Source organism: Rhodococcus sp. NJ-530, from assembly GCF_003860625.1.
Lineage (GTDB): Bacteria > Actinomycetota > Actinomycetes > Mycobacteriales > Mycobacteriaceae > Rhodococcus_F > Rhodococcus_F qingshengii.
Genome location: NZ_CP034156.1, coordinates 296610 through 320969 on the forward strand (window position 1 = coordinate 296610; position 24360 = coordinate 320969).

General features: G+C 62.4%; 25 protein-coding genes. 17 read left to right on the plus strand and 8 right to left on the minus strand.

All coding sequences use genetic code 11. From position 1 onward, the window contains the following. Positions 1-132: 132 nt before the first annotated feature. The 3 genes from EHW12_RS33150 to EHW12_RS33160 all read right to left on the minus strand — a co-directional run bounded on the left by EHW12_RS33150 (position 133) and on the right by EHW12_RS33160 (position 2266). On the minus strand, positions 133-423 hold the full coding sequence (locus tag EHW12_RS33150; protein ID WP_054828169.1) for a type II toxin-antitoxin system RelE/ParE family toxin: 291 nt from the start codon (positions 421-423) through the stop codon (positions 133-135). Continuing rightward, positions 420-695 carry a type II toxin-antitoxin system Phd/YefM family antitoxin gene (locus EHW12_RS33155; RefSeq protein WP_054828168.1) on the minus strand — a complete coding sequence of 92 codons (276 nt, stop codon included), beginning with the start codon at positions 693-695 and terminating at the stop codon, positions 420-422. Before EHW12_RS33155 ends, EHW12_RS33150 begins: the two co-directional genes overlap by 4 nt. 506 nt (positions 696-1201) lie before the next feature. Next, positions 1202-2266, minus strand: coding sequence for an AAA family ATPase (locus EHW12_RS33160; protein WP_125053398.1), 1065 nt, complete (start codon positions 2264-2266; stop codon positions 1202-1204). A gap of 125 nt (positions 2267-2391) precedes the next feature. Between EHW12_RS33160 and EHW12_RS33165 the strand changes: the two genes are divergently transcribed. Next, the gene (locus EHW12_RS33165; protein WP_125053400.1) at positions 2392-3429 is read left to right on the plus strand and encodes an aliphatic amidase; all 1038 of its coding nucleotides are present in this window, start codon (positions 2392-2394) and stop codon (positions 3427-3429) included. A gap of 159 nt (positions 3430-3588) precedes the next feature. Then, positions 3589-4668 (plus strand): substrate-binding domain-containing protein, encoded by a 1080-nt coding sequence (locus tag EHW12_RS33170; protein ID WP_054828167.1) that lies wholly within the window; start codon positions 3589-3591, stop codon positions 4666-4668. A 23-nt stretch (positions 4669-4691) separates the two neighbouring features. Here the strand turns inward: EHW12_RS33170 and EHW12_RS33175 are convergent, their stop codons facing one another. Then, entirely contained in the window at positions 4692-5186 is a 495-nt protein-coding gene (locus tag EHW12_RS33175) for a MarR family transcriptional regulator (protein WP_231783641.1), read from the minus strand. Positions 5187-5493: 307 nt separating this feature from the next. On the opposite strand from EHW12_RS33175, the gene EHW12_RS33180 reads away from it, so the two are divergent. The 8 genes from EHW12_RS33180 (at position 5494) to EHW12_RS33215 (ending at position 12389) form a co-directional block, all read left to right on the plus strand. Further along, the gene (locus EHW12_RS33180) at positions 5494-7050 is read left to right on the plus strand and encodes a tubulin-like doman-containing protein (RefSeq protein WP_125053402.1); all 1557 of its coding nucleotides are present in this window, start codon (positions 5494-5496) and stop codon (positions 7048-7050) included. Positions 7051-7084: 34 nt separating this feature from the next. Beyond that, entirely contained in the window at positions 7085-7399 is a 315-nt protein-coding gene (locus tag EHW12_RS33185) for a hypothetical protein (RefSeq protein WP_059039485.1), read from the plus strand. 22 nt (positions 7400-7421) lie between these two features. Then, positions 7422-9128 carry a tubulin-like doman-containing protein gene (locus EHW12_RS33190; RefSeq protein WP_095972695.1) on the plus strand — a complete coding sequence of 569 codons (1707 nt, stop codon included), beginning with the start codon at positions 7422-7424 and terminating at the stop codon, positions 9126-9128. A gap of 93 nt (positions 9129-9221) precedes the next feature. Then, positions 9222-9674, plus strand: coding sequence for a hypothetical protein (locus EHW12_RS33195; RefSeq protein WP_059039477.1), 453 nt, complete (start codon positions 9222-9224; stop codon positions 9672-9674). Between the two features lie 43 nt (positions 9675-9717). Beyond that, positions 9718-10431, plus strand: coding sequence for an energy-coupling factor ABC transporter permease (locus tag EHW12_RS33200; protein ID WP_054828163.1), 714 nt, complete (start codon positions 9718-9720; stop codon positions 10429-10431). Further along, entirely contained in the window at positions 10421-10792 is a 372-nt protein-coding gene (locus tag EHW12_RS33205) for an energy-coupling factor ABC transporter substrate-binding protein (RefSeq protein WP_054828162.1), read from the plus strand. Before EHW12_RS33200 ends, EHW12_RS33205 begins: the two co-directional genes overlap by 11 nt. Beyond that, positions 10789-11538 (plus strand): cobalt ECF transporter T component CbiQ, encoded by a 750-nt coding sequence (gene cbiQ, locus EHW12_RS33210; protein ID WP_054828161.1) that lies wholly within the window; start codon positions 10789-10791, stop codon positions 11536-11538. Before EHW12_RS33205 ends, cbiQ begins: the two co-directional genes overlap by 4 nt. Then, positions 11535-12389 (plus strand): ATP-binding cassette domain-containing protein, encoded by an 855-nt coding sequence (locus EHW12_RS33215; protein WP_054828160.1) that lies wholly within the window; start codon positions 11535-11537, stop codon positions 12387-12389. Before cbiQ ends, EHW12_RS33215 begins: the two co-directional genes overlap by 4 nt. Positions 12390-13458: 1069 nt before the next feature. Here the strand turns inward: EHW12_RS33215 and EHW12_RS33220 are convergent. Beyond that, positions 13459-14562 (minus strand): GIY-YIG nuclease family protein, encoded by a 1104-nt coding sequence (locus tag EHW12_RS33220; RefSeq protein WP_125053404.1) that lies wholly within the window; start codon positions 14560-14562, stop codon positions 13459-13461. A gap of 34 nt (positions 14563-14596) precedes the next feature. Next, positions 14597-15553 (minus strand): recombinase family protein, encoded by a 957-nt coding sequence (locus EHW12_RS33225; RefSeq protein ID WP_125053406.1) that lies wholly within the window; start codon positions 15551-15553, stop codon positions 14597-14599. Between the two features lie 513 nt (positions 15554-16066). Between EHW12_RS33225 and EHW12_RS33230 the strand changes: the two genes are divergently transcribed. Next, complete coding sequence (locus EHW12_RS33230; RefSeq protein WP_125053408.1) at positions 16067-16705, plus strand: hypothetical protein; 639 nt, start codon at positions 16067-16069, stop codon at positions 16703-16705. A 435-nt stretch (positions 16706-17140) separates the two neighbouring features. Further along, positions 17141-17362, plus strand: coding sequence for a hypothetical protein (locus EHW12_RS33235; RefSeq protein WP_125053410.1), 222 nt, complete (start codon positions 17141-17143; stop codon positions 17360-17362). A gap of 295 nt (positions 17363-17657) precedes the next feature. On the opposite strand, the gene EHW12_RS33240 is transcribed toward EHW12_RS33235, so the two are convergent. Together EHW12_RS33240 and EHW12_RS33245 are read right to left on the minus strand one after the other, a co-directional pair. Then, the gene (locus EHW12_RS33240; RefSeq protein ID WP_125053412.1) at positions 17658-18005 is read right to left on the minus strand and encodes a DUF3024 domain-containing protein; all 348 of its coding nucleotides are present in this window, start codon (positions 18003-18005) and stop codon (positions 17658-17660) included. A gap of 38 nt (positions 18006-18043) precedes the next feature. Continuing rightward, positions 18044-19207, minus strand: a complete 1164-nt coding sequence (locus tag EHW12_RS33245) for an IS30 family transposase (protein WP_125053422.1) — start codon at positions 19205-19207, stop codon at positions 18044-18046. Between the two features lie 185 nt (positions 19208-19392). On the opposite strand from EHW12_RS33245, the gene EHW12_RS33250 reads away from it, so the two are divergent. The 5 genes from EHW12_RS33250 to EHW12_RS33265 all read left to right on the plus strand — a co-directional run bounded on the left by EHW12_RS33250 (position 19393) and on the right by EHW12_RS33265 (position 24296). Then, a complete protein-coding gene (locus EHW12_RS33250; RefSeq protein WP_125053424.1) occupies positions 19393-19941 on the plus strand; it encodes a recombinase family protein in 549 nt (182 codons plus the stop codon). Positions 19942-20661: 720 nt separating this feature from the next. Next, positions 20662-21339 carry a TetR/AcrR family transcriptional regulator gene (locus tag EHW12_RS33255; RefSeq protein WP_164490677.1) on the plus strand — a complete coding sequence of 226 codons (678 nt, stop codon included), beginning with the start codon at positions 20662-20664 and terminating at the stop codon, positions 21337-21339. Positions 21340-21507: 168 nt separating this feature from the next. Further along, positions 21508-21900 carry a beta-ketoacyl synthase N-terminal-like domain-containing protein gene (locus EHW12_RS35975; protein ID WP_277426219.1) on the plus strand — a complete coding sequence of 131 codons (393 nt, stop codon included), beginning with the start codon at positions 21508-21510 and terminating at the stop codon, positions 21898-21900. After that, positions 21900-22724, plus strand: coding sequence for a beta-ketoacyl synthase N-terminal-like domain-containing protein (locus tag EHW12_RS35980; RefSeq protein ID WP_277426220.1), 825 nt, complete (start codon positions 21900-21902; stop codon positions 22722-22724). Before EHW12_RS35975 ends, EHW12_RS35980 begins: the two co-directional genes overlap by 1 nt. 9 nt (positions 22725-22733) lie before the next feature. After that, positions 22734-24296 carry a class I adenylate-forming enzyme family protein gene (locus EHW12_RS33265; RefSeq protein WP_125053428.1) on the plus strand — a complete coding sequence of 521 codons (1563 nt, stop codon included), beginning with the start codon at positions 22734-22736 and terminating at the stop codon, positions 24294-24296. Positions 24297-24360 lie beyond the last annotated feature (64 nt).

The following is a 24360-nucleotide window of genomic DNA, read 5'->3' on the forward strand; positions in this document are numbered from 1 at the left end:
AAACCAATCAATTACACCGTTTTCTGGACAGACCCTTCGGGCATCACATTTCGAGGTTGATCGAGTCTGTGTCGACTGCGCTACCGCGGCACCAGCTGTATCTCAATGTCTCTCGCACGTATGGCTTTACCCCTAGGTGCGATAGGCGTGGGCACGGTGGTCGATTCTGACGATGACGATGGTGTGGTTGGGGTCGTCGATGTGGAGCAGGATTCGGTAGTCGCCGCGGCGGGCGCTGTGGAGACCGTCGAGGTCGTCGCGTAGCGGTTTGCTGAGCCGGTGAGGGTTCTCGGCGAGGGGTCCGGAGATGAATTCGATGACGGCGTGGACGATCCGGGATGGGAGACGTTGAAGGTCGCGGCGAGCTGGGGATGCGACTTCGACCCGGTACGGGTCGGACGAGTCTGTGGGAGCGTCGCTCATTTCGGCGGCAGGCCGTGTTCCGCGCGCAGGTCGTCGATGGAGGCAGTGTGGCCGGCAGCGTACTCGGCGTCGGCGGTAGCGACGTCGTCGCGGACACCGGCACGTGAGAGCCAGTAGATCGTCTCGTGCAGCGATTCGAGGTCGTCGGCAGACATCAGCACCGCGGCGGGTTTGCCGTGCTTGGTGATCGTGATGATGTCGTGCGTGGTTTCGGCGCTATCGACCAGCGCGGAGAGCTTGTCCTTGGCTTCACCCAGTGGCACTGTCGTCATGCCGTCCAGTCTAGCCGCCAGACTGGCCCGACGATAGCCATACTTTTAGCCGATAATAGTAATTATGTAAGGTACATCTGTCGTGAGCAAACTCTACGTCAGTTCGCAGCCTGTCGGGTGCCAACGTAGTTGACACTACGCCACCCTAGATGGGACCCGGTGACACCAGCCTAGGACTTCGAACTCGCCAACCTGAAAGAATCCACGCCGAACTCTCACATCGGCTGTCACTGAGGACAGTCGCCGCCACGAAACCATGGAATCTCGCTTCAGATGGCAGCGAACTACGCAAGCCGGTAGCCGCAATATGCGGGTCAGTGGCTCTCAAGTAGCTGTCACCACTCCCAACTGAGGTGTCATCGGACACGGTCGCTGTTCAACAATCACTATGCTGCGATCTACGTTGACAGGGGCGGCGCCGTCGGAGCGATCGGCGGCCTGGTAGCAGTGATTCCCGGCGGTGTGCCCAAATAGCAGTGATTCGCACAGTCGGTCTCTTCCAGTGTCTACGACACAGCCCGGGTGACGGTGGCGACGATTCCTCCCTGCGCCACTGTCGTGGACAGTGTGTGGTGAGATCGGTTGTCTGCGTCGGGAGCGGTCACGACTGCTTCGGCGATCGGCGCCAACAGCGTAGTCCGGACGGTACGTCTCATATGTCTGGCCCCGTAGGTGGAATCAAATCCCTTGTTGATCAGAAGACTTCGTACATCGTCATCTGGCATCCAATCAATGTGTATGGCAGACAGCTGATTACGTAGGCGCACGAGCTCGAGATCCACAATCTTCGCCGCTGAGGTCTGGGTCAACGGCGCGAAGTGCACAACCTCGTCGAAGCGGTTGTACAGCTCCGGATCGAAGAATTGCTCGACGACGTCGGCAACGATCTGCTGCGAGTCGCGACGTGCGCCGGGTCGGAATGGTGCCGCGAGCCGCTGCAGTGACGACGAGCCTCGGCGCCGGCGTTCGTGGGCAGCTACTTCGGCAGATCCGAGGTTGGAAGTGAATAGCACAATCGCGTTACGGAAGTCGATGGTCTCGTTGCCTGCCGACAGCCTTAGGACCCCGCTGTCGAGTATCTGCAGTAAGGACCGCAGGACTGTCGCGTGCGCTTTCTCGACCTCGTCGAAGAGTACGAGCCCCGGCCGGGAATGGTTACCTGCGATCAGGGCGGGGTCAAAGAGAGTCAGGCCTTCCTTTGCGCCGGCGTAGCCGGGCGGCGCACCGGCGAGTGATGCCGAGTAGTGTTCTTGTGCAAGGGTATTCATGTCTATTCGGCAGAGGTTGTCGGGATCGCCGGTGACCTGACACGCGAGTTGTTTTGCGAGCTCGGTCTTTCCCACGCCGGTCGGCCCGACCAGCAGTAGCGAGGCGATCGGACGGTTTGGGTCGCGCAGCCCCGCCGCGGAAATCGTCAACGCCCGCACCGCAGCGTCGATGGCAGCCTCCTGCCCGACGATATGTGACTGCAATGCGGCAGTCAGCTCCTGTGGTGATCGGAGCCGACCCAGCCTGAAGCGGCTGGTTCCTACCGGGCTGGGGATTGAGTCCGGGGGTGGTTCGGGTTGCATCGAGCGATCCTCCTTGAAACATAGGTGTAACAGGTACGGCTGTACCCTGTCGTTTGCAATACTTTACGATCAAAGTACCTCGTGCAGAGGCTGGCGAGAGTTTACGAACTAAATGGAGGTCCAACATGCGACACGGAGACATCTCATCGAGCCCGGACACGGTTGGCGTTGCCGTCGTGAATTACAAGATGCCGCGGCTGCACACCAAGGAGGAGGTACTCGACAACGCACGCAAGATAGCGGACATGGTTGTTGGGATGAAGGCCGGCCTCCCGGGTATGGATCTGGTGGTGTTCCCCGAGTACTCCACCATGGGCATCATGTACGACAACGACGAGATGTATGCGACGGCCGCCACGGTGCCAGGCGATGAAACCGACATCTTCGCCAAGGCATGTCGGGATGCAAAGACCTGGGGAGTCTTCTCCCTGACCGGTGAACGGCATGAGGATCACCCGAACAAGCCGCCCTACAACACCTTGGTGCTGATCAACGACGAGGGCGAGATCGTGCAGAAGTATCGCAAGATCATGCCGTGGACCCCGATCGAGGGCTGGTACCCGGGTGGGCAGACCTATGTCACCGACGGCCCGAAGGGCATGAAAATCTCGCTCATCGTCTGCGACGACGGCAATTACCCGGAGATCTGGCGGGACTGCGCGATGAAGGGTGCTGAGCTCATCGTCCGCCCGCAGGGCTACATGTATCCGGCCAAGGAGCAGCAGGTTCTGATGTCAAAGACGATGGCGTGGGCCAACAACTGCTATGTCGCAGTGGCCAATGCGACCGGTTTCGACGGCGTCTACTCGTACTTCGGCCACAGCGCCATCGTCGGATTTGACGGGCGCACGCTGGGGGAGTGCGGGGAGGAAGACTATGGGATTCAGTACGCGCAGCTGTCGCTTTCGACGATCCGGGATGCGCGTGCCAATGACCAGTCGCAGAACCACCTGTTCAAGCTGCTCCACCGCGGCTACACCGGCGTCTACAACGCAGGCGACGGTGACAAGGGAATCGCCGAATGCCCCTTCGACTTCTACCGTGACTGGGTGACCGACGCCGAGGCCACCCGGGAAAAGGTCGAGGCGATCACCCGCCAGACCATTGGTGTTGCGTCCGCACCGGTCTACGATCTGCCCACCGAGAAGACCGCAGAAGCATAGCGACGGAGTCGGTCTCGCCGGGGAATCATGTCATGTCCCGGCGGGATCGAATCTGTTTTCCGCGTGTGTGACCTCACACGAGCGATTTACACCCCGGTAATAGCGCGCTGAAATCATGGGACGTAACCGGCGACCCACCCTGCGCAGGGAGAGTGTTCGATGTCTGACCCACGCATGAATCTCGGCCTGCTCATACCTGAGAGTGGTCCGGCGGGGATCTTCGGGCCGTCGTGCCTGAGCAGCGCCGAACTGGCCATCGCCGAACTCAATCAGCATGGCGGACTTCTTGGTTGCGAGGTCACCGCCACCGTCATCGATGGCGGCGCCGACATTGGGGACGTGGCCGGCGACGTCTCCGCACGGGTGTCCAACGGTGAGGTCGAAGCCCTGGTCGGCTGGCATACTTCGGCGCTGCGTCGCGAGATCGTGCGATCCGTAGGTGGTCTGGTGCCCTACATCTACACGGCGGTGTACGAGGGCGGTGAATCGTCACCCGGTGTGTTCACTACCGGGGAGGTACCCGAACGTCAGATCGTGCCTGCGCTGCAATGGATGGCTCGAGAGGACGGCATCACATCCTGGTTTGTCGTCGGCAGTGACTATGTGTGGCCACGACGCACCGCTGGTCGTATGCGGAAGTGGGCGACGACAGGTGCCTTCGGTTCAGGTGTCAGGCTCGTCGGGGAGTACTTCACGCCGCTGGGTGAGACCGATTTCAGTGATGTGCTCGATGAGATCGAGTGCTCCGGCGCCGGCGGGGTGTTCGTGTTGTTGCTGGGCCAGGATGCGGTGTCGTTCAACAGGCAGTTCGCTGCTCGTGGGTTAGATCGCGATCTCCCTCGACTCGGGCCGCTGATCGATGAGAATATGCTGCTGGCCGGCGGTGCGGGCGCTGCGCGTGAACTCTATTCCGTGTCAGGCTTCTTCGAATCCTTGGGGACCGGCCACAGTCTGGAGTTCGGTGGGCGGTATGCGGAGCGCTTCGGTGCGAGTGCGCCGCCGCTGGCCTCGCCGGGCGAGTCCTGCTACGAGGGTGTGCGGCTCCTGGCTGAACTGGTTGAGCGGTCAGCGTCGGTGAATGTGTCTGACTTGAGTGCTCAGGCACAAGCCGACATTCACTATGACAGTCCACGTGGGCATGTCCGCTTCCGTCGGCACCATCTCGCTCAAGACGTGTATATAGCGAAGGCCAGGGGGCTCGAATTCGATGTCCTCGAACAGATTGCCGCAGTCGGCTAAACCAGCGGCGGGCGCCGGTCGGTTTACTGACTCGTGAAGTCTTCTGCTTGTTTGCCGTAGTGGTTGAGCATGCGTTCCAGCGCTTGGCGGTCGCGTGCGGCGAACATGCCCAATACCTCGGCTTCGGTGGCAGCGATAGTGCCGAGAAGTTCCTGGTGGACGCTCGTACCCCGACTGGAGGCGTGCACCAGCACTTTGCGTCGATCACCCGGGTCGGCGAGCCGGAAGACGTAGGCGTTCACAGCCAGCTTGTCCACGTACTTGGTGAGGGTGGGTGCGGCGACACTCAACGCTCGTGCCAAGTGATTCATCGCCACGCCGTCCTGGCGCACGATGACGTCGAGTGCGTACCAGTGATCGGCGGACATATTGTGCTGCGCGGTAATCCCGTCGATGCGGCGTGAGAGCATCCGACTCAATGAATCCAATCGCCCTGCCAGTGGCCTGGGTGAGACCTGTAGGGCGTCTGCCTCGGCCGCGCCGGCGGCGCCCGTCGGCTTGGTCTGGACAGTGGCCATCCGATCATCCTTCTCTTGGTACGGGGGACGCGCAGTACGAGTAACTGAGGCCCCGTTCCAGTCCCCGATGTCCACATACTAGCGTGCACAGGATTGCCCCTCAACCACATCGTTGTCATTTCGCATATTTCGGTTACGAAAAGTTAACATTGATATATTTCACACTGACAGTATCTCCACTACTGTCAGTTGCGGGGAAGCCAGGGGCTTCTCATTCAGGCAGTAACTCCGCGAGTCCGGCCGAAAGACCCGCCCCTCCCTGCTGTGCGGCACCCGCAGGCTCGCGACCACCGTTGAAGGAGATGAAGTGTCAGGAGCACACGACCACAATCACGATCATGGGCACAGCCACGCCCATGAAGGCGCGGCGTGCGACAGCGAGTCCGCTGGGTACGGCACCGACAAGGTACGGCTTGAGGCGTTGGTCACCGATGGCGTTCACCGCATCGGAGATCACGAGGGGCCGTTCTCTATTCACGTCCTGGGCATCGGCAAGACCGGTTCCAACGTCGTCGAATCGATGCTGCGCGAGTACGCACCCGGGGGTGCTGCAGCCGGTTCGGAAACACCGTTCCGTGGGCTGGCCATCGACATCGGTGATGCCGAATTGACCGGTGTCACCACCGCGTCGGCAGCGCTGTCCGGCGATCTCGCCAGCGCGGAGGTCGTCGACCTCCCCGCGCTGGAGAATGAGGCGCTGTTCAGCGAACTGCGCCGCTACCGCGAATTCCTCAAGAAGGAGTACCCCCGCTACTACTGGAATCCCAACTACGAGCCGTGGCTTCCCAACGATCTCGTGGTGCCGGAGGCTGGCGACCACTTCCCGAGGGCGGTGTCCAAGGGCCTCTACGGCGTCGACTACTACACCGGTGGTGAGGTTGCCCAGGCACTCGACCGCTTCGCCGACGGGATCATGTCCAGCGACAAGACCCCACTGGTGATCATCGCCTTCTCACTGGTCGGTGGAACCGGCAGTGGCATCGTCGTCGAGTTGGCCCGCCATCTATCCAACATCCGGTTGGGCCGTCGCGCGCTGGTTGCCGGCATGTGCGTGCTGCCCGCCGACGCCGATCCCGACGAACTCAGGGACGGTCGCGCGTTCATCGCCATCAATGAGCTCGACTGCATGGTGGACGCCGACAAGAACAAGGGCGTCATGACCGTCTGGGGTGACCTCTACAAGAACCCCTTTACTGCTGGATTCTTCGGTGTGCCACAGAACGCGGTGTACGACGCGGTCGGCGACCTTGACGCCGCGCACAAGGCCATCGACACCGGTATCGCGCAGTTTGTTTTGCGTGACGGAGGTGATCACCTGTACGAGTCGATCAAGGCACTCAACTGGATGAATGTCCCGGCCGACGCGTGGCATCCGGCCACCCGTGGTGATCAGACCGACAGCTGGATCAACTTGCTCGCAGTGGGTATTGGTCCGGCCGGCACTCCGCTGGTCGGCGAGGTGACCGACTCGGCAGCAGTCGAATTCGTCGAGGTTCGCGCTTTCGGTGCGGATTCGGCCAGCGCAGTCGCAGCGTCGTTGTCTGAATCCCTCGATCCCGTCGTCGGACCCAACACGCTGGCCTTCGCAGGTTCGGGCGACACCACGGTCGCGGCCTTCATCCCGCGGCTGAGCAAGCTCGACATGAGCTGGTTCGTGCCCGCGCGGGAGGCCTACGACGCGTTGGATTGGGAGTCCAAGCTCATGCGTCACGCATGGCTGCTCGATCTCGGTGTGCTGCTCTGCGAGCCCTCAACCCGATTCGAGGGAGTCGGTGGCGAATGCCTGTTGGGCTGCGCGTGCTGGGTTGTTGTTCCGCACTTGGCAATCCGTGGTGAGGTTGAACAACTCGAGCTGTCCAAGTGAGCACCGGAACCGACATCGAGCACGCGGGGCCGAGATGACCACGGAGCCAGCGGGTCTGGACTGGGATCAGGCCGTCGAGAAGTATCGGGACGGCGCGGCGGTCGACACCCTTCCGGGTGGGGCAACCGTGACCGTCAGCGGAGCCGACGACGAGCGGATCTACGTCAAACACCGGCTCTGGACCGCAGAACTACACCGCTACAACTTGGAAAAAGGTGTTGACCTGGTTAACCAGGGGGCAATCCCGCGCGAGGCCAACAAATTCATCGACAAGTACCGAACGTTGGTTGCGGACGAGCGCCCCACGGTCGCGGCAACCATCCTCAAGGACCTTGGATACCTGAGCTAGCTAGAAGGGCTGAACTATCACCATGGCACTATCCATGTACCACAGTGCAAGCGGAAAACAGGCGCCGCACTGTATCAATGTTGTCGGCCTCGGTAAGGCCGGCGCCCAGCTCATCGATGCGCTGTTGCGGACCGGTGAGATCGAGGACATGCTCGACGATCCGCGCGCTCGTTTCACTGCGTTGGCGATCGATATCGGCGAGGGCGACATGCGTCAGATGCGCCAGTACGCGGACTCGTTCTACGCACGCCTTGATGATCGTGGGATTCCCCGGGACCGCGCGCAGATTCGCACTGTGGCCCTGGACATCCCTGACGCCGCGGATCTCGAGCAGAGCATGGCTCGCTTTCCCGAGTTCCTCGGCAGGGAGTTCCCGCGGTTCAGCTGGAAGGGCCAGGGCGAGAGCGGATTCGCGTCGTGGCTGGATGCCACCACGACGCCGACCACCGAGAAGAACTACGTCGGCCAACTGGAGGTCCCGTCCTCCGACGAGCATGTGTCCCGCTCCTTGGCGAAGGCGATCTATGGCCGTGCGTATTACGACGGCGAGCGCCCACTCCACAGCGAACTGGAAGCATTTGCCGACAGCATCGACCAGACCGGCCTGCCATGCCTGGTTCTTGTTGCCTTCGGTGTTGGTGGCGGCACGGGCAGCGGAATGGTTGTTGACCTCGCCCGCCACCTGAGCACCGGTGCGCTCGGCCGTCGGGTGCCGGTCATCGGGGTCGGCTTCATGCCGTGTTCGGGAGATCCTGAGTACCAGCGTGGCGCTTCGGTTTACGCCACGCTCAACGAGATCGACTGCATGCTCGATGAGACGAAGAACGAGAAGATCACCTCGGTGTGGGGTGACATGTACAAGAATCCGTTTACCGGAGGATTCCTGGCGGTCACCCAGGAGCAGTCGTGGGAGCGTCTGTACCGGTACACCACAATCAAGAAGGGTGTGCTCCCCGAGATCCGGCATCAGCAGGCGTTGCACGTCACGAACAAGTTCGTCGACGACTCGTTCGCCCGCTACGTCGTTCACGACTACGGTCGCGAGATCTTCCGCGTTCTGCGTCCGGCCGGTTTCACCGGTGCACCACATGAGCGAGTCAGTTTCGGGCCGCGTAACTTCACCGTGTTCAACGTTGCCAAGCTCATGCATCCCGGTGTGGAGGTACTGCCGGGCGAGCCGATCAGCAAGTGGCGTAGTGCGATCAGCGACTGGATCGGGTATGTCCCGCAGTGGATGGGTATTCGCGAGGGCTTCGCGACAGAGTATGTGGAAGCACATACCTTCGCGGCCCGCACCAAGTGGAATGCGACCCTGCAGGCCAAGCTCGAATCGACTCTGTCGCAGTACCTGCTGCCGGGTGAGGACGGCTCGCTGCGGACCACCGAAGGCGAGTTCTTCGACGAGCTGACGGTGTACTCCAACATCATCGTTCCGGGTGTGGCGAAGGCGGACCTGACGGCATTCGCCGAAGCCAAGAAGCTCTATGACGCGGTCCCTGCCAGTGAGCGGACCAGCCTCAGTAGCTGGCTGCTCGAACTCGGCATCGTGCTCTCGGAGCCATCGGATCAGTTCGAGGCCACGATGGGTAAGGCGATTGCTGGATCGCCAGGGTGGAACACCCGTATCGGTGTCGACGAGATGGCGGGCGCCGCACTGCCGGCCACCGCTGTCGAGTACACCAACGAGGTGATGGCAGCCTCGGTCGCCACGGTGGTGCCGACGCCGTAACCCGGCCGGTGGCGGTCCGCTCGGCGCGTGTGGGTGTACCAACCGAGCGGACCGCCCGGTCCCGGCCTCAGAGGTTCTTGTGCATGGAGGGCAGTGGATTTCGAAAGTGATTGGCAAGACGACTATTTAGCGTGGATATTGCGCCTGAATGACACCCGTGATTCGGTGCGGTACATGGTCACCCACCGGCTGGAGGACCGGACTGTTGCGGAGGCGGTGGCCATGCAGGTGGTGGTCTCGATGCTGGCCCGGCCCCGGGTGTTTCGTTACCAGGGACTGCCTTATGCGGGGCGTATCGCGGCCCTTGCCGAACCTCTCATTGCCGACCCGGACGGTGACTGGCGAGCACAGCAGTGTTCCTGGGAGGAGCTCGCCGGCCGGCTGTTCGAGATGCCGACCGACTTACGCAACGTACATGTGGCAGCACATGTTCACGGACTTAGTGCCGCCGAGATTGGTTCGGTGCTCGGGGTCGACGTCGACATGGTGCAGTCGATGCAAAAACAAGTGGAGGACTATCTCCGACCATCGGATGACGGTGAATGAGTTTTCGTAACTGACCCGTCTCATACAGCAGAGGAATGAACCAGTGCATATTGCCGAAGGCTTTTTGCCGCCGGTCCAGGCGGCCTGTTGGGCGGCGGTAGCCGCACCGTTCGTTGTACACGGTGCCGTGGCCGTCGTGCGCGAGGTACGTGAGCATCCTGAATCGCGGTTGTTGCTCGGGGCGGCAGGGGCGTTCACCTTCGTCCTGTCCGCAATCAAACTTCCCTCGGTGACAGGTAGCTCGAGCCATCCCACCGGAACTGGGTTGGGCGCGGTGCTCTTTCGGCCGCCGGTGATGGCCTTCCTGGGAACGGTGGTACTCCTGTTTCAGGCGCTGCTGCTTGCACACGGCGGTATCACCACCTTGGGTGCCAACGCGTTTTCGATGGCCATTGTTGGTCCGTGGGCCGGATACGTGGTGTGGCAGTTGAGCCGAAAGACGAAGGCACCCTTTAGTGTCGGGATCTTCTTCGCAATGGCGATCGCGAATCTCTCGACATACTGCGTTACCTCTGTTCAGCTCGGCATTGCCTTCCCCGATGCGACCGGCGGTGTGATCGGTTCGGTGGTGAAGTTCCTTGGTGTCTTCGCCGTTACTCAGATTCCACTGGCTGTCATCGAGGGCCTCGTCGGGGTCCTGATTTTCAACGTCCTGCGGAAGGTGGCGCGGCCGGAATTGCTGCGTCTGGGAGTATTGACCGACCGCACCGCACAAGACAGCGCAGCCCCAGCCAAGGAGACCATTCATGTCGCGTAACAAGAATGTTCTGGTCACCGCACTGATCATCGGTGCGATTGTCGTGATCTTCGCTCTGTCGATGTTTCTCAATCGGAACGCCCCGGAGGATGAGGCGTTCGTCGGTAGCGATTCCCTGGCCACCGAGCACATCGAGGAGAACCATTCCGACTACAAGCCATGGTTCTCGCCGGTCTTCACCCCCGGGTCCGGTGAGATCGAATCAGGACTGTTCGCGCTGCAGGCTGCGCTCGGTGCGGGAGTGTTCGGCTTTGCGCTCGGGGCGATGTGGCAGCGTAGGCGCTCCGAACGTGAGGCGATCGCACTGGCCGGTGACGTCGACGCTATGGCCGCGAGCGCTGGCGAGGGTGACCGGACATGAGTGCTGGCACCGCCGCGATCGATAGCGTTGCGTGGAGGTCGACGTGGCGCCGCCGGACGGTCGCAGAGAAGGTCATTCTCTTCGGCGGGATCGTCGGATGTGCGGTGGTGCTTGCCCCGGTTCCGGCGGCGCCACTGTTGATCGTGGTGACCCTGATCGCCGCGCGACGAGCCGGGGTTCCGTTTGCGCACGTGCTCCGTACCGCCCGAGGACCTGCGGCATTTATTGCGATCGCGGCGCTGTCGACTGCGGTATCGATCGATTTCGGCGCTCTGACGATATCAATGACTGCGCACACGGCTTTGGGTGCAGCTGAACTCGCACTGCGTGCGATGACGGCATCACTGGCGATGCTCGTCTTTGCCTCCACGACACCGATGACCACGTTGACGACGGCGCTACGGCGGGCGGGGCTCCCGGCGGCCTGTGTTGACGTCATCGGAATCATGTATCGCATGGTGTTCGTGCTGGTGGAGTCGCTGGCAACGATCCGGCAGGCGCAGGTCGCGCGACTGGGCTATGCGGGATTTCGACGATCACTCAACTCAGTGGGCCTCCTGACCGCGGCCGTGCTGATCCGGTCTTGGACTCAGGCACAACGGCTGGAGACCGGATTGGCGGGTCGCGACCAGGGTATCGGTATGCCGGTTCTGTATCGGCAGCCGGTGAGCCGACAATTCATCTTCGGCTCGGTATCCGTTCTTATTGGTGTTGTCGCACTAACAGTTTCGTGGGAGATGGCATGAGCCATAGATCGCTGAGCGCCGACCATGTGGCGTTCGCCTATCACGGTGCGAGCGATACGCTGATCGACGTCGATATCGAGATGGCACCGCGCTCACGCGTGGCACTGCTGGGTGCCAACGGATCGGGAAAGACAACGCTGCTCCGAATACTGGCCGGATCGCTGCGGCCCTCGCGCGGGACGGTCAGTCTTGACCACACCCCTATCAAGTACGGCAGGGCAGGGCTGCGTACTCACCGTCAGAATGTGCAGTTGGTTCTGCAGAACCCGGATGATCAGCTGTTCTCGGCGGATGTCAGACACGACATCGCCTTCGGGCCAGCGAATCTGGGATTGAACACCGACGAGATCCTAGAGCGGGTCGACGAGGCGATGCGGCTGCTGTCGCTCACCGACCTGGCCGACCGGCCGACACATGAACTGTCCTACGGGGAACGCAAACGCGTCACGATTGCCGGCGCGATGGCGATGCGGCCCTGTGTGCTGCTCCTCGATGAACCCACTGCCGGCCTGGACCCTGCCGGGGTGGCCGAGATGTTCCAGGCACTTGAACGGCTCGAGGAAAGTCGCACCACGGTGGTCCTCTCCACCCACGACGCTGCTCTGGCGTTGGATTGGGCGTCGTCAGTAGCGATCGTTGAGGGCGGCACAGTCCGCCAAGGCGATCCCGGCGAACTGCTCGGCAATGCCTCGCTCCTTGCGGCCGCCCGGCTCGCGGCGCCATGGTCGCTGGAACTCGCCGCAAAGCTAGCGCGAGACGGATTCCTCCCGCAATCACTGCGCCCGCGTAATGTCTCTGAGGTGCATGCGTCTATCGCTGCGCACGCATTACGCCACGGCGGACGGGTCTGACGGCGCCGCAGCCTGTGCAGGTGGAGCAGTTCTTACGAACGGCGACCGACGTCGCATCTGCTCGTCCACTCTCCGAGCGTGAGCGCGACCTGGTTGCCGAAGCTCGTCGACTGCGCCGGCAGTTGTACGTGCGGTTAGGTCCGAAGCCTCTTCCTGCGGCGAAGAAAGTTCCGCATTGCGGAAGGCCGGCACCGGCCGGAGGGATCCGCTCTGTCGTTTCCGGCGGCCTGCCCGGAACGGGCAAACACCGATAAACAAATCCCTGCCAGCCTTAGACGTGCTTCCTGCTTTGGCTCCGATCTGTAAATCTGCTGAGCCTGAGAAGGAAGCGAACTCGCATTTCACGAGCAGCATCAGGACCTCACCAGGTCCGACGACTTCCCTGCCTTCCTCCGACCCGCCGTATCGTCGATATGCAGGTCCCAAGCGGTCGGTGTTGTGAACGACCAGCCACTGCTCATGAGATCGGATAATCTAAGCGACCGCTTTTCGTTGGCTAACCTGACGTGGAAGAGAACCGATACCGAGATGAACCAGAAATCAGAAATACTGGGATGATCTGACCGCCGAAGGCCGAGAACTCACGCGGGTCGCAGGGCGAAGCCCGAGATTTGAAGGTGCCACTGCATCTTGAGGATCGGACGGCTGTTCGAAAGCTGGCCGATACCTACCGCTCATCGGTCCGCGATACGCGCTACCGCGACCCCGATCGACCCGAGCATCAACTGCAGGACGTCGTTGATGCGTACCGGTGGATGCACCCACATGCCTCGCAGTGCGTCGGTCCGCGAGGAGTGATGCGATTCGCATCCGGTTCGGACAAAACGTAGTCGGGCAGACGTAGGACTCGACACCATCGAAGAGCGCATCGCCGCGGCCGAGGCTGCAGAGTGTCCACTCCAACTCTGGTAGCGACGCTGCCACTCGACACTGACGATGCACGTTCAGCGTGGACGTATTTCGTTGCCGGGCAGCGAATTTCATCGACAGGGCGACATAATCTAAGTTATCGGCGATCTGAGGGGGCTCGGTGCCGCAAGCAGAACCGGGCGAATGCGCGGGCAGCGTTTCACTCCACCGGGTAGGGATGCCACCCATGTTGACGCCATCGCCTAGTCCGCCGAGCTTTCTTCAGCTCCGCGACACTAGTCCCGACGTAACGGGTTTCCAGTTCCGGATCAGCCGGGCCGGAGAACCGCCAGGCCCCGCCCTGTTCGCTCTGTTCCCAACTCGAAGCCCTATATACCGCTCGGATGATGTCTGCGGCAACGAAGAAAATCGGAACATTCGCTGTGTTGCGAATAGCCGGGCCGGCGCGCCACCAGCCTCGACCTTCGTCGTAAATCTTTTCCTTGGAGTTCTCCGGTTTCAGGGCCGCGTTGACGACGAGAACCACGAACGGCCGTTCGATCTCAGGCGCCGCAGTCGCGGCGTAACGGCTGATCAGTTCCGGTAGCGGGATCACGCCCCACTCCGTGGCGGTGTGACCGCCCGCAATGTTCGCCAACACTGCCTCGCCCGCCGGCGCTTCTAGCAGGCGGAGCGCATCGATCAAGGTCTGCTCGATGGCGTATGCACTCTTGTCGGCTGTCGCTTCGGGCTCGATCCGATGCCGCAGGATGACGTGTTCGACTGTCTTGCCCGACTGATAGATAGCTCGAATGCGTTGGTTCTTTGCCGATTTCACTGCGGGGGCTTCACGTTCGATTCCGTCTTCGACGAGGTCAGCCGCTCCCATGGCGGACCAGACGTGACTGTAGACGCGATCTCCGACGCCCTTTCCTACGTAGAAGATGGAGCGATCTCGTGGATCGATGAGCGCGTAGACGTAGACACCGAGCTTCTCGGCGACTCCGGGTTCCAGTCTCGGCGGTAACACGTGCTCGCCGGCAACCTGCTGGGTATGGAGTTGGTCCAGGACCCCTGCTCGGAGAACCGATGAAATACCGAAGCCGCCTCCATCGTCGAACAGTGCCTCCGATGCCGCCTCCGCGGTGGTGAAAACGCGGCCCGCATGATCTTCCAGATGTCGGAGCACTGAACGCAACTCGGCCCATCGCATGACTGGATCCGAATTGATTCCGTCGATGTTCAGGGTGATGAAGTCAGCCGCGAGTCGCGAATCGCGAAGCTCGCGAGCGGAGTTGTCCGTCACTGTCCACACTGTCGGCATCAGTGCACAGTACTCACCGGTCCCGACGAAATTTTCAGGTGTGGTCCGGGCACCGCAACTCAGGCAATACGGTCCATCCACTCGCAGTGAGCCACTGCTGCACCGGATCCGGCAGGGTGCCGCTCCGTGCGGTCTGTGCGAAATCGCCGGCGAGGATTGGTCCGTCACCGCACACCGTGCAGGCGACATCGAACGCCGGCGGCCCCGGCTCGCACTGATGGCAATGCGATCGCGCGATCGCCGCACCGGGGCCGACCGGATTGTCAGGATGGGGATGGAGCCAGATCACGGCCAGGTCGCCGCGTTGATGGGCCGCTTCGGCTCTGGTGCTCGGCTCGTACCCACAGGACGGGCAGATCCGCGACGTTCGCGCCGCCGCAACCGGGGCCACAGCCACCGTGCTCGCCGGATCAGTCGACGCACTCGCCGCCGGTGTGCGCTTGTTCAGGTGTCCGTAGACAGTAGTGCGGGGAACGTTCAACATCGCCGCGATCTGCGAGACCGTCTTCTCCCCCGCGTCGTAGAGCTGCTGGGCGAGCGTGATCTGATCGCCGGACAGTTTCGACGGGCGACCACCCTTTCGACCGCGCGCTCGCGCCGCGGCCAACCCGTCCCGGGTGTTCGCCACGATCAACTCACGTTGGAGCTCGGCGAGGACGGAGAGCATCCCGAACATCGCCCGCCCTTCCGCTGTGGCGGTGTCGATGCCCTGCTCGAGAACCTTCAATCCGATCCCCCGCTCGCGCAACTGCGCGCCGAGGGTGATCAGATGCACCACCGAACGCCCCAACCGATCCAACCGGGTGATCACCAACGTGTCACCACTACGTAGTCGAGTCAGCACCGCATCAAGTTGCGGGCGTGAAGCTTTCGCACCGCCCGCGTGATCGGTGTGGATGTTTCCGGCGTCGATCCCCGCCCGCGCCAAGGCGTCGATCTGGTGGGCAGGATTCTGATCTGCGCTCGACACCCTGGCGTAACCGAACAACATCTGTCGAAAATATCCCACTTCATCGTTTTTCGACAGGCTCCACCACCCGAAACCCATGAGATGACGGAACAGTACGATGTTTCGGGTGGTCGTTCCTTGCCAGGTCCGAGCGCACGGCCCCGCCGGGTCGGACACCTAACCCTGACCCGGCGGGCCACCTCGAAATCTTCCAGAACTGCACGTGCAGTGCCCATCCCAGCGCGAAGCGAGCCAAACGTCATCGGCACGTCAGATACGGCTGATCGTCAGCACCAGCCGGGTGGGTCGAGTGTGCCCAACTTTGGGGGGCCGGGCACACGATCGGGCGCGACTCGTCTGGAGTCGTGTGACAACATCTCGGCGAACCCCATCCATCACCGCCTCGAACGAGATGGAGTGGAAGGGAAATGTAGCGCACACGATTCCACTGATCCGCAACCACCCGGCGTGTTTCGGCGGCCATTTCCTGCCCGTGATGTGCGGCGGCTCTAAGCTCACCTCAACAACCACGGCCTCAACCTCACGGGAGCAGCGATGAGTCCCAGGCCCACCTGGCTCCACACCCGATCCACCGAATTCCGGGCCGCCCTGCTCGATCTCGGGCTCACGATCACCGACACCGAAGCCCGCACAATCCTCGACGACAAAATCACCGAGTACGCGAGCATGATGAGAGTCACCCGCCAGACCGCGCAACACGACTTCACCGACGAACGTCTCCTCGCATTCGCGCAATCACTTGCACTGTCCCTCTCCGACGAAGCCCCCGGCGCCGACCTCATCGAATTCGAGCGCACCATCTCCATGCCCGTCGCCGCCGTCGGCCTGACCACCGCGGCACTGGCCGAAGCATTGAAGGTCGCGCACATCAACCTCGACGACAAAGAAGCCGTCGCCGGCCTGTCCTTGCTCTCGACCCTCGGCATGATCACCGCCGACGCCGACGCTTTCCTCGTCCCCACCCCACGCCCACTGCTCCTGCGCATCGCCCGCTACCTCGACGGCGCCGCGGCATCCATCACCGACGGGGCGAACCTTCCCGACGGACTCGACGAGGACAACCGCCAATATTTCGCCGACGTCCTCGCCCAGGACGCCGACGGAATCCGGACCCTCGCCAACACCGACGACGGCGACACCCCGAGCCTGTGGCGCACCCCCAACCCGCGCTGACCCCCTGCGCAGCGAAACGAGTCACACGCGCCGAAACCTGCGGGACGGGCCGCCCGCCGATAGACCAGGGGTGGCTACCGGCGGAGCGTTCGCCATACCCGTTGGGGACCGGGTGATGCCGCCCCCGAAAATTTACGTCCCGTTCACCCTCGTTACCAGTCTTCGCACAGTTACAGCTACTTGAGTATTGAACTACCCGCAACGCGCACAGCCCACAGCAACAGGTAGCGGCAGACCATTACGGAATTAGTTCAGCGCACCTAGGGGTGACGCCCTCACTTACCTCCCGCGTGCCGACCGGCCAGCAATGACGCAGTAACATCATCGCAGTGGTGCGCTGCTTTCCACCTCGGTTCCAGCGCACCACCCGATACCACCGCGCAGGCAGTCGCCCCTTCGCGCTGCCTGCATGATCCACACGTGCAGGAGCTACGCATGACCTCCCCCGTCGAGCGTCTGACTACAAAAATTGAGCAACTCCCCATCAGCGACGAGGCCCCCATGTGCTCACTCCTGCGCACCACCCTGCTCAAACACGCTCAACACGGCAGCGACATCACCGAACCCACCCTGCTCGGGCTGCTCGCCATCACCGGCGCCCTCGAAGAACGCCTCACCCGACTCGAAGCCACGATCCAGCCCTCCCCCACACCATGACGGCACCACAGCCTCGCATCGACCGGCGAAAGCGCATCCGAAAATTTCTCGGAGCGAGATCAGAAATTGCCGTTATCCTCGGCTGCATCCTCTTCGCCCTCGTCATCGTCTGGTGGGCAGCCTGAAAGAAACTTCTCTGTCGAAAAGGCGAAGTCTCTGGGTTATTCGACATAGATTGTCGACACCAGTTCTCGACACCTCGACCTCTGCACGAGCTGGGGATACGCACGCTTCGCAGAGGAGTCGAATACCGATCTTGGTCTCAATAGGTCAACGCATCACCGACGATAACGGATCAACCCCAGAAGATCGGGTCCGCACCGCTTTCGATGTGATCGAGCAAATCCTGAACGTGAGGACTCGGCGCCAAGAACTGGTAACGGTGAAATTTGAGGTTCCGGTCCCGCCAATACAGAGTCCACAGCCCGGTTTTCTTCGTGTAAGACAGGCGGGCGATCGGGAATCGCGTCCACTCCGGTCCGAAGTCCTCACGCCACGGCGGCCGGCATTCGCAGATCGTGACATGGCGCAGCGCGATGTCGCATTCGACCCGAATCTCATGACGCAGACGATCGGGAACCCGACTGGCGCAGTACTTCACGATACGGGCGACATCGAGTTCGGGGAGTCCGGTGGCAGCCATGACCATCATCATGCCAACCGCCGTTATGGCCAGCTTTGCTATCCGACTGCGGAGGAGCCGAGCACCTGGTCTTCTCGTTGGCGTGGACTGTCCCAGTCGAGCACCCGACGAGGCCGATTGTTGAGTCTTACCGCGATCGAATTCAGGCCCTCCTGGCTGAAAGTGCGCAGGTCAGCGTTCTTGCGCAGGTACTGGCGCAGGAGCCCGTTCGTATTTTCGTTCGTCCCTCGTTGCCACGGATGATGCGGGGCGCAAAAGTAGACGGGCAGGTCGAGTGCTGCGGTGATGCGCTCGTGCGCGGCCATTTCCAGTCCCCGATCCCACGTCAACGACCGACGCAGATGCGCAGGCAACCGGCCCAGATAGGCGATCAAGGCGTCCGCAACCGTCTCGGCCCGGTACCCGTTCGGCAGTGCGACCACATGCACGGCGCGTGATTGCCGATCTACCAGCGTCGCGACCGCCGACGGGCGGGTGCCGAACACGAGATCACCTTCCAGATGTCCGGGCTCGCTACGAGCATCCGCTGCTGGGCTGCGGTGATCGATGGGGACCCTGTTCCGTATCTGCCCGCGCCCGTGGGAGCGTTTCTTCCCACGAGGCCGGCGGATCCGCCGATCGGTACGCAGTTCGTGAAATTTTGTGTCGTCGAATACTTGCCGCGACGGTATGTACAGGCAACGGTAAATCGTCTCGTGCGAAACCCACATCTGCGGATCGGACGGATACTCGCGCCGGAGCCAGGCGGGGATCTGCTGCGGTGACCACTGCTCACTCAGCTTCCCTGTGACAACCTCCCGCAGAAAATGCCTGGTAGAGAGAGTCGAGATTTGAGGGCGGCGCGCGCGGACATACGCTGCGGCATCCGCCGGGGTCGCCCGATAGTGTTCGCGGCCGCCGTTGCGGGCGATCTCCCGAGCGATCGTGGACGGGGATCTTCCGAGTTTGTCGGCGATCGTCCGAGCACTGTCACCGGCGGCGATCCCACGGGAAATCTCTTCACGCTCCCCGGCCGTGAGATGAGATGCTCGCCGACGACGTGGGAGCGGCCGGATACCGCCGGATTTACGCAGGAACCGGCCGATCTGAGGGACACTCTCCCCGAGGACCCGCCCGGTCGCACTCAGCGAATCACCGCGACGCCACATCTCCCAGATCGTGTTCTCTTGATCCACAGTGAACCCGAGCGCCCTGTTGCCCATCCATGCCTCCACGATCACGCATCATGTCACCAGCAGTGATGCGTTGACGTATTGAGACCAAGACCGTTTTTGAAACATCAGAGACGATTTTCTGCGAGCTGGCCGAAGATACGTTCCGAAACTCGTGTCCAAAACTGATGGTTCAATATGAGGCCTGTCGGTGAGTTCTGGAACACTACTGCCTCATGGGTGAACTTTTGGGCTACGCGAGGGTCTCGACTACCGATCAGACCAATGATCCGCAGAGCGACGCTCTGAGCGCTGCCGGCTGTTTCAAAGTCTGGACCGAAACCGCCTCCGGTGCAACGACCACCCGGCCGCAACTGACCGACCTGCTTTCCCATCTTCGCGACGGCGACACGTTGGTGGTGTGGCGCCTCGACCGACTCGGTCGCTCACTCCCCCACCTCTTGCAAACCGTGGAAGATCTCGCCGCCCGCGGCGTCGGATTCAAATCGTTGACCGAATCCATCGACACCACCACCTCCGGCGGCAAACTGATCTTCTCCATCTTCGGGGCCCTCGCAGAATTCGAACGAAACCTGATCCGGGAGCGGACTCAGGTCGGTCTTGCCGCGGCCCGGGCCCGTGGCCGGACCGGTGGCCGGCCCCTGAAGATGACGTCGACGAAACTTGCTCAGGCGCAACGGATGCGGGAGAACGGCATGCATCTGACCGACATCGCCGAAATCATCGGTGTCGGAAGGACGACGCTGTACAGACATCTCAAATAACCGAGCGGTTTCTGGCCTCGTTCAGTCGTATCTCCCCGTACTTCCGCCCACCCGCCACCGCATGACTGCCATCGACCACCGAACCGAAGCCGCCATCCGATTCCAGGTGTGGGATCAGGTCGTCGAACAGGCCGTCGCTTCCTGACCGATCGTTCCGTGTGATGCCTTTCTGCGCCCGAAACTGCTGCACTCAAAACAACTTGACAACGCCGACGACGCTGTGTTGTGTCATAAATGTGATTTCGCCGGCCGCGCCAACCCTGCACACATGAGGTTGGGAACCAATCGCAGCAACCCCAGCGAATACGGGCGACGGCAACGAATATCGCCGGCCCACTTGCCGACGCGTCGTGAACAACCACGATTCCTGACACAGCCACCACTACACGGCGACATCACTGATTTGACACTTCTCCAGGCCCCGAATCGTGGCAATTGAATCGAGGAATTGGCTTTGATCAGCGGTCGCAGACCGTTCAATCGCCACCATCTGGTGCGCCATGCCCAGCACCCACCGGCGGCGAAGCCGCTCTGCGCAACGGCCTGCGTCGGACCGGCAAGGCTCAGGTCACAGCGGAATCTCCAGCGGTCAGGCCAAGAGCAGGTGCGATCCTAGAGCGGAGAATGATATACAAGCCAGTGACATCCGAGCCATCGAGACTTGCTCCGGCCAGCTTGGGCGCGGACGCTGAAGGTCCGCCTACCGATGCAAGGATGACAATGCCGCCCGAGACCTCTGAAGTGCGTATGTCCGCTACAGAGCGCACTGCCAAATCCATCGACAAGCTCAGCGACAAGGGCCGGCGCACCCGTAAATCCTTGATCGACGCAGCGCAACGGGTCTTCGAGCGGGACGGGTTCATCGACACCCGTATCACGGATATCGTAGCGGAGGCGGCCGCCGCACATGGCACGTTCTACAAGTACTTTACGTCGAAGGAGCAGATCTTCCTGGCGGTCCTGGAAGATCACCAGAGCGCCATTGAGGTTGCGGCGCGTGCGTCCGCGAAGGCCAAGCCGCGCACGGCATACCAGGTCATCGAGGCCTCCAACCGCGCCCATCTCGAAGGATACGGCCAACACTGGCGGCTGATGGAGACGTGGCGGCAGGCCGCCACGGCGCAAAAGGACATCAACGATCTGCTTGAGGAACTCACGGTGTTCAACATCGAGCGCACCAAGCACTCGCTGCGCCGCCTCCAAGACCAGGACGCGATCGCCAGCGACCTCGACATCGACCTCACGGCCACGGCCCTGAACGCGATGGTCATGCAGTTCTCCGCCCGCGTCTTCCGCAATGGGCCCGATGCGGTGGATATCGACGCGGCTGTGCGCACGCTCACCGACATCTGGAGCCGCGGCATCAGCTTAAAGCCGGGCACTCCCACGCAGGACTGACCTAGACCGCCTGGTCAGGCAATCCTGCCCGCCACGTTCGCTAGGTTCTCCCCGTCCTGATTGAGAAAATATGCACCCTTCTCAAAAGTGACATTGACGTCGAGATCATTATTATCTAACATCCAGAGTGGCAAGCGTCACACCAACGCTTCAACGTGAGGAGCACCAATGAAGAACGTCGCGATCACAGGACAGGGAGTGATCTCATGCCTCGGTCTGACGGTTTCGGATTTCTGCCGAGGCCTGGATGAGGGACAGATCCCCGCAGAGGCAGCGCCCTGGTCCGCGGAGACCGGCGGCAACATATTCCACGCACCGGTCAAGGGCTTCGAGCCCACCGACTGGATGAACTCCCGCACGGTGGGCGGTACTGACCGCTTCGCCCAGTACGCCGTGGCCGCTGCGGCCGAGGCCGTCAAGAACGCCGGGATTGAGGAGTTCAACCCCGTCCGCACCGCCGTCATCATGGGCACCTCCATGGCTGGCGCGCAGACGCTCTTAGACGCGCAGGATGAGTACGTGCGGGGGGCTATGAGGCCATTCCCCGCAAGCTGCAGCTGATGGCCTGGCCGAACATGGCCGGCGCGCAAATCGCGCTGCGCTGGAAGCTCCACGGCCCACTGCTGACGATCTCCACCGCCTGCGCGTCCTCGCTCGACGCCATCGGCCTGGCCGCTCGGATGATCGAGTCCGGGATGGTGGACGTGGCGATCACCGGCGGTAGCGATAATGGCGGAGTCAGGACCAGCCAGCTCGCCGCCGCCAGGTATGGCATGTCGCCTATCGACGTGGAGGACCCGAAGATGGTCTGCCGCCCGTTCGACGTCAACCGTCGGGGCGTCCTCGGCGGCGACGGCGCGGCCGTCGTGGTCCTTGAGAGCGTGAGCCATGCGCGTGCACGTGGCGCGCAGATCCAGGGCCTCGTGCGCGGCTACGGCTCGCTGTCCGACGGCTACCACCCCTCGTCCCCCAACCCCTCGGGCGAGTGGGAGGTGGCGGCGATGCGCGCGGCGCAGGCCGAGGCAGAACTGACCCCCAGCGACATCGGCGCGGTCGTCGCCCACGCCACCGGCACCCCCGTCGGCGACATCGCGGAGATCACCGCAATCAATGAAGTTTTCGCCTCCACCCCCGTTCTCGCCACGGGCATCAAGGGCAACGTCGGCCACACCGCCGGCGCCGCTGGGGCCATGGGCGTCATGACCGGCTTGCACTCGCTGCGCACCGGCACTCTGTCCCCCACCGCAAGCACCACCGATCTGGACCTGGCCATCCGCTTCGAGGTTCCCCTCGGCGCGCCGGCAGCGGCCAAGATCGACGCCTTCCAGGTCAACGCCTTTGGCTTCGGCGGCCAGAACACCTCCCTCGTCATCAGCCGAGATTGAAGGAAAGCGATGTCGATCACCACCACCTTCACCACTAACCTGGGCTGCATCACCGACTTTGGCCTGCACTTTCGTCCCGATTCCCCGGCCCTTCTGCAAGACGGTTTCGAACTCACCTACCGGCAGCTCGACGAGCGCATCAACCGCGTAGCCAACGGCCTCACTGCCGCTGGCGTGCAGCGCGGTGACCGGGTCCTGGTGCTCTGGGAAAATGACATTCGCTTCGTCGAGGCGACGCTGGGCACCATTCGCGCCGGCGCGGTCGCGGTCCCCGTCAACCCCAGCCTACCCATCGAGGCGCATCGCCTGCACCTCAATGACAGCTCGGCCGTGGGAATTCTCGCCAGCCGGGGCACCGCTGCGAACACCTCCCGGCTCATGTCGGACCCCACCGTGCTCATCGCTGCGGCGCTCGATGGCGCGAAGCACGGCGTCACCGACTATGAGCAGTGGCTCGCGTCGTCCTCGGTAGTTCGTCCCGAAATCTTCAACGCGCCGGAGGACCTGACGTGGCTGGCGTACACCTCGGGCTCCACGGGGCGGCCGAAGGGCGTCAAGCTGGCGCACCAGATGTTGCTTGGCGATGTCGCCAAGCTGGGACACTCCTGCTTTATCGACTCCAACGACCGATCCATCGTCGCGGCCCCGATGTTCCACATGAACGCTGCAGCCTGCGGCATCCTCCCGGCACTGCACGCCGGTGGCTCGGTCGTGGTGCTTCCCAAGTTTGATCCTGCTGAGATCCTCCGGAGCATCGAGCAGCGCGGCTGCACCTACGCGGTGGGCGTGCCCGCCATGTACAAGCTAATGCTCGCTGAGCATGACGAGCTGTCACGTGACTTTAGCTCGCTGCGCATGATCTTGTGCGGTTCAGCACCCATGCCCTCGAGTTTGATCGAGCGTCTGACAGGGGTTTTCCCGAACGTCCGCTTCGTTGAGGGCTACGGGATGACCGAATGCGGGCCGGTGGCCACGATCAACCCGCTGACAGGCCCCCGCCGGGTCGGCAGCATCGGCCGGCCATTGCCCGGCTTCGAAGTCAAGATTGTCGACGAGATCGGCATCGAAATCCCCGCGGGTGAGACCGGCGAGCTGTGGCTACGCAGCGAGCAGTGCATCACGCTCGGTTACCTCAACCGGCCCGAGGAAGACGCCCAGCGCAAAATGGCCGACGGCTGGTTCGCCACCGGCGACCTCGCAATGTGCGATGAGGACGGCTGGCTGTACTTCCGCGGGCGCGCTGACGACCGGATGAGCGTCGGCGGCGAGAACGTCTACCCGGCTGAGGTCGAGGCGATCCTAGCGCAGCACCCGGCGGTACACGATGTCACCGTGGTCGCCGCACTGCATGAGACCAAGAGCGAGGTCCCCGTGGCCTTCGTCGTGCTGGTCAAGGACGCGAACGTCACGGAAGACGAACTCAAGCAGCACAGCCTCGCGCGCGGTCCTGCGTACGCGCATCCGCGCCGGATCGTCTTTCTCCCCGCCATGCCCCTGTCTGCCACGGGCAAGGTCGATCACCGAAACCTGATCTCGATGGCCGTCCAACACTTCGGAGAACCGATCTCCTGATCTAGCAACCCAGCTTTACCCGATGCTCTGCCGCCGCTAGCGGCATATGCACCTTAGAACATCA